This window comes from Nocardia farcinica, from assembly GCF_029867845.1.
Lineage (GTDB): Bacteria > Actinomycetota > Actinomycetes > Mycobacteriales > Mycobacteriaceae > Nocardia > Nocardia farcinica_A.
On the sequence record NZ_JARWRU010000447.1, the window covers coordinates 1 to 6,731 of the forward strand.

Annotated in this window: 1 protein-coding gene; it reads left to right on the forward strand. The window is 74.8% G+C overall.

Annotated features, from left to right (window positions below):
• Positions 1-6,731 (forward strand): HAD-IIIC family phosphatase (locus QH283_RS09625; RefSeq protein ID WP_280502670.1); only part of this gene is annotated, 6,731 nt, incomplete at both ends.

Sequence of the window (6,731 nt, forward strand, 5' to 3'; positions counted from 1 at the left end):
CGTGCGCTGGCCCGCGTCTACGGACCCGGCCGCGAGGCGCGCCGCCCGCTCGGCGTCGGCTCGCTCAAGTCCAATCTCGGCCACACCCAGGCCGCGGCGGGGGTCGCGAGCATCATCAAACTGGTGCTGGCGCTACGGCACGAGCGCATCCCCGCCACGCTGCACGCGCACCAGCCCTCCCCACACGTCGACTGGACGGGCAGCGGCATCGCCGTGCAGGCCGAACCGATGCCGTGGCCGGCGGGGGAGCGACCGCGCCGGGCCGGTGTCAGCGCGTTCGGCCTCAGCGGCACCAACGCCCACCTGATCCTCGAGCAGGCGCCGCCGGTCCCCGCCCCCGCACCCGCGGCCGGGCCGGGGACCTCCGGCGACCGGATCGTCCTGTTGCCGATCTCCGCGCGCAGCGAGGCGGCACTGCACGGCCAGGCCCGGCGCCTGCGCGACCTCGTCCTCTCCGACCGGACGCTGGCGCCGGGACCGGTGGCCCGCTCGCTGGCCTTCGAACGCACCCGCTTCGAGCGTCGCGCGGTGGTGGTCGCCGCCGACCGCGACGGCATGGTCACCGGCCTGACCGACCTGGTGGAGGGCCGCGCCTCCGCGCATGCCGTGGCCGGTGACGGGGCTGTGCTCACCCACGGCAGGACCGCCTTCGTCTTCCCCGGCCAGGGCGGCCAGTGGGTCGGCATGGCCCGCGACCTGCTCATCCGAGACGAGGACTTCCGCGCCGAATTCCTGCACTGCGACAAGGAGTTCGCCGCGTTGCTCGGCTGGTCGCTCGCCGACCGGCTGACCGCGATGACCGCCGCCGACCTGATCGACTTCCCGGTCGTGCAGCCGTTGCTGTTCGCCACCATGGCCGCGCTGGCGGCGTCCTGGCGGGCGGCGGGCGTGGTGCCGGACGCGGTGGTCGGCCACAGCCAGGGCGAGATAGCCGCCGCCTACTGCGCGGGCGCGCTCGAACTCCGCGACGCCGCCCGCATCGTGGTCACCCGCAGCAGGCTGATGAGCGAGATCACCCAGCCCGGCGCGATGGCGGTGGTGGGTCTGCCCGCCGACCGGGTGACGGCACGACTCGCCGCTCTCGACGGCCGGGTCTCCGTCGCCGCGGTGAACGTGCCCCGCTCCACCGTGGTGGCGGGGGAGCAGCAGGCCGTGACGGAACTACTCGCCGACCTGGACCGCGAGGGCGTCTACACCAGGCTCGGCGCGTCCGGGCCGGGATTCGCCGGACACTGCCGCCTGATCGAATCCATCCGCGAGCCGCTGAACGGCGAACTGGCCGATATCACGGGGAACAACCCGGTCACGCAGTGGTATTCGACTGTTTCCGGCGCACCGGTCGGCGGTGAGCAGACCGATCCGCGCTACTGGTACCGCAATGCCCGCGAGACCGTCCGGTTCGCCGAGGCGGTCCGGTCGATGATCGCCGACGGCTTCCGGTACTTCGTGGAACTCGGTGTGCACCCCTCCCTCACCGCGGCGGTGCAGGCGGTCGCGGAGGAACAGGGGCGCGAGGTGGTGGCGGTCGGTTCGCTGGTGCGCGACGAGGACGGCCCCGCCTGCCTGGCACGAGCCAGGGCACAGCTGTATGTGGCCGGGCACGAACTCGACTGGGCCGCGCTGCTGCCCGAATCCGGCCGTGTCGACCTGCCCACCTATGCCTTCGACGAGCGCCGGTTCTGGACCGAGTCGATCCGTCACGGTGACGCGCTCAACCCCGGCGAATCCCTCGGGCACCCGATCCTCGGCGCGGCCGTGCCCGACCCGGAGACCGGCGGGGTGACGCTGACCGGGCGGATCTCGCGCGGTCGGCAGCCATGGGTCGGCGACCACGCAGGCCCCGGCGCGGTGCTGATTCCCGGCGCCGCACTGGTCGAGATGGCGGTGCGCGCGGGCGACGAGGTCGGCACGCCGTTGGTGCGTGAGCTGGTGCTGCGGGCCCCGCTGCTGGTCCCGGACCGGGAGGCCGTGCGGGTGCAGGTGGTGGTCGGCGGGGAGGACACCGCCGGTGAGCGCACCGTGCGCGTCTACGGGCGCGAGGATCGCGATCCCGATCCGGCATGGACGCTGCACGCCGAGGGACGGTTGGCCGAAGCGGCGGAATCGTCGGCGGCACGGACCGGCCGACCCCCGGCGGTCTTCGGTGCGCCGGGCCCGGTGGCGCAGTGGCCACCCAGTGGTGCCGTCCCGGTCGACGTCGGCGAGCTGTACGCCCGGCTCGCCGCCCGTGGCCACCAGTACGGTCCCGCGTTCCGCGCCGTCCGCGCGGTGTGGCGGGTTCCGCTGGTCCCGGACGACTTCTACGCGGAAGTCGAACTCGACGAATCCGCCCACGGCGACGCCGCGACCTTCGGCATCCACCCGGCCCTGCTCGACGCGGCCCTGCACGCCACCACCCTGTTCGCCGCCGACACCGGCAGCGCACTGCTGCCCTTCGTGTGGAGCGACGTGACGCTCACGGCCTCCGGTGCGACCGCGCTGCGCGTGCGGCTCACCCGATCCGGCCGGGACAGCATCGCCCTCACCGCCACCGATCCAGCCGGCCGCCCGGTGATCTCGGTCGGGTCGGTGCTGTCTCGCCCGGTCGGCGCGGTGCACTGGGCCACCGCCGCCCTCACGCCCGCGCACCGCAGGCTCTACACCGTGCGCTGGACTCCGCGCGAGCTGCCCGCCGTGTCGCGGGCGGGCACCGTCCATCACTGGGAGACAGCCGATCCCGCGCCGCTCGAATCGTTGCCCGCCGATTTCGTCCCCGCCGACATCGTGGTCGTGCCCGCTCGCACCGGCGGCTCCCCGCGAGCCGCCCACGACGCGGCACAGCACATGCTGGCCACCCTGCAACAGCTCCTCGCCGATCCCCGCTTCGAGCGCAGCAGCATCGTCGTGCAGACCAGCGGCGCGGTCGCGCTGCCCGGCGACGAGGCTCCCGACCCCGCGGGCGCGGTCGTCTGGGGGCTGGTGCGCTCGGCGCAGTCCGAGAACCCCGGCCGGATCGTGTTGCTCGATCTGGCCGGCGGGGCAGAGGAATCCGCGCCGACCGGCTCGGTCCCCCCGATCGGCCCGGCCGCGCTGCCCGGCCCCGTGGCGCCGATCGGTCCGGCCACACCGGCCGCCATCGATCTCACCGCGCTCGTGACCAGCGACGAACCGCAGTGGGCGATCCGCGCCGGCGTCGCCCATGTGCCCCGCCTGGCCCGCCTGCCGGAGCCGGCGAACACCACCGCGGGCCGCAGGCGGCTGGGCGATGGCGCGGTCCTGGTCACCGGTGCGCCGGGGCGGCTGGGGTCGGCGCTGGCCCTGCACCTGGCCGACGCCTACGGCGCCCGTGACCTGGTGCTGGTCAGCCGCCGCGGCATCGACGGTCCCGGCGGCGCCGCGCTGCGCGACGAACTCACCCGCCGTGGGGTCCGGGTGCGCTTCGAACGCTGCGACGTCACCGACCGCGCCGCCCTGGCGGCGCTGCTCGCCGACCTGCCGCTGCCCGGCGTGGTGCACGCCGCCACGGTCCTCGACGACGGCACCCTCGGCGCCCTCACCCCCGAACGTCTCGACGCCGTCCTGCGTCCGAAGGTCGACGCCGCGCAGCATCTGCACGAACTCACCGCCGACCGCGCGTTGTCGCTGTTCGTGCTGTTCTCGGCGGCGGGCAGCCTGTTCGGCACCCCCGGCCAGGCCAACTACGCGGCGGCCAACGCCTATCTCGACGCGCTGGCCGCGCACCGGCGCCGCCTCGGCCTGCCCGCGCAGGCGCTGGCCTGGGGCGCGTGGGAGGTGGACATGCACGAGCACATGTCCCAGGCCGACATCCGCCGCATCACCCGTGCCGGTGTGCGGGCGTTCTCGGTGCCCGAGGGCATGGCCTGCTTCGACGCCGCCCTGCGGGTGGACGAGCCGGTCGTCGTACCGCTGCTGCTTGACGCCGACGCACTGCGGCGCGGGTCCGACCTGCCGCCGCTGGTGCGCGGACTCGTGCGCGGCCGGGCCAGGCGGGCGACGGCCGAGCGCGGCGCGGGGCAGACCACGGCGGGCACCGGTTTCGCCGAACGCCTGCGCGCCGCCTCCCGCGCCGAGGCCGTGGCGCTGGCCCGCGCCGCCGTCGCGGAGTGGACCGGCCGGGTGCTCGGCCACGACGGCGGCGACGCCGTGGCGCTGGACCAGAGTTTCCAGAGCCTCGGTCTCGACTCGCTCATGGCCGTGGAACTGCGCAACACGGTGCGCGAGCACACCGGCATCGTGGTGCCGCTCGGCGCGATCCTCGCCGACAGCGACCTGACCGCGCTCGCCGACCACCTCGTCGAGCAGATTCACGACGCGAGCTCAACGGCGCCGGCCGAGGCCGAGGCCGACGTGGCGCCCGAACTGGAGATCCTGCCGGTGACCAGGGACATGGTGCGCCTGCTTCGCACCGAGCAGCTGGGCATTCCCAGCGCGGCCCAGACCGGCGGCCTCGCTCTTCGCCTGCCCGCCGCGGTCACGCCCGCCGCCTACCGGCGCGCGCTCACCGTCCTCGCCGCTCGCCATGCCGCCCTGCGCACCACCATCCGCTCCGGCGAGCAGGGCAGGCACCTGGCGATCACCCGTGAGCCCGGCGTCCTCGGCGGCTGGCGACCCGTCGACGGCCGCGACGACGCGCTCGCCGCCGCCCCCTTCCGGGAACTGATGGCCGAGCCGTTCGACCTGGCGACCGGACCGCTGTGGCGGTTCGAACTGCTCGACGGCGGTGCGGCCGGGCAGATCCTGCTCATCGGCGCACATCACAGCATGAGCGACGTGCGATCGGTGCTGCTGGTCGCGGCCGAACTCGCCGCCGAGCTGTCCGGCCAAGGCACGCCCGGCGAGCCGCCGACCAATCGCGACGTGCACAGGCTGCTCTCGGCCCAGGCGGACGAGCCGGACACGGACCAGGAGTTCGTGACCCGGTGGCGGGAGGCGTTCACGGGCGCTCGCAGGCTCGAGCTCGGCGCGAACCGCCCCGCCGAACGCACCTACCGCGCGGGCGCGCTGGCGGTCGATCTGCCCGCCGGGCTGCACGAGCGGGTCGCCGAACGGGCACGCGAACTCGGCGTCACCCCCGCGGCGGTGTTCCTCGGCGCGCTCACGCTGTTCCTGTCCCGCCACACCCCGCCCCGGGACGGACTGTCCCGCCGCGACGGTGCCGACCGCTTCGCCCTCGCCGTCCCCGTGGACACCCGCATGCACGCCGACGCGAACGGCGCGGTCGGTTACTTCGGTGTGCCGGTGCCGTTCCCCGCCTCGGTCGAACCCGGCGAGGCGGTCGCCGACCTGGTGCGCCGCACCGGCGAACGGCTGCGCGGACTGCTCGTCCCCGGCGCGGGATTCGGCGACGTGCTGGCGACGCTGGCCGCCCAGGGGCTCTACCGCGAGAACGCCCCGCTGGTGGAGGTGTACTTCAACTACCTGCGCGCCCCCGCCGCCGCGGGCGGGGTCGAGCTGGTGCCGATGAGCACCGGCTACTCCGACCTGGACCTGATGGTGGCGGTGCTGCCGGACACCGGCCAGGTGTGGCTGACCTACAACAGCGACATCCTCGACGCGGCCGCCTGCGCCGACCTGGGCAGGCGGTACCTGGACACCGTCGCCGCCGTGACGGCCGACCCCGGTGCGCCCGCGGTCCTCCCCGGGGCCGGTGCGTCGCCGACCGGCACGCGCGTGGCCGTCGGCGCCACCTTCGCGCTCGGCAGGCTGCCCGAACTGCTGGCCGCCGCCTCGGCCGAGAGCGCCCCGGTCACCGTCGCCGAAGCGCCCTACCACCACCTGACCGCCGCCCTGCGCGATCCCTCCGGGGTGTTCGCGCAGCCGTCCACGGCTCTCGGCATCGCCCTGTTGCGTGCCTGCGATCTGGAACGATTCGGCGCGCTCAGCGACGAACTGCTCGCCGAACAGGCCGAGGAGTACCCGGCGGCGGTGCGCGCCCTGATCGAACGCACCCACCGGCCGCTGATCGTCGGCATCCTGCCCTCGCACCGGCCCGCACCACGACTGCTGGACTGGGAACGGAAGGTCGCCGAGCGCCTGCGCGCCGTCCCCGGCGTCGCGGTGCTGGACTCCGGGGAGTGGACCCGCCGCCACCGGGTGCCCGACGTCTTCGACGAACGTGCCGAAGTGCTCGCGCACCTGCCGTTCACCACCGAATTCCAGGCCGCCGTCGCCCTCGCCCTCGCCGACACCGTCGCCGCGGTCACCGAACCCGCGCCGAAAGTGATCGCCGTCGACGGTGACGACACCCTGTGGAGCGGCACCGCCAGTGAGATCGGTTCGGACGCCGTCGTCTTCGACGACGCCCGCCGCGCCCTGGCCGCCCGGTTGCGCCAGTGGCGCGCGGCCGGAACACTGCTCGCCCTGGTCAGCAACAACGACGAGGACGTGGTCCGCGCCATCCTCGACCGCGCCGACAGCCCCCTGCGCCACGACGACTTCGCGGCCGTCTCGGCGGGCTGGGACGACAAACCCACTCGCCTGGCGGAGCTGGCGGGCAGCCTGAACCTCGGTCTCGCCGACTTCGTGTATCTCGACGACAACCCCGTCGAAGTCGCCCGCGTGCGCGCGGCCCTGCCCGATGTACTCGCGCTGACCTGCCCGCCCGCCGAGGACCTGCCCGCCTTCCTCACCCGGCTCTGGCCGATGACCCCGATGGCCGCCACCGCCGAGGACCGGGCCCGCGCCGACTACTACCGGCAGGAACGCGCCCGCAAGGACGCCCGCGCGACCAC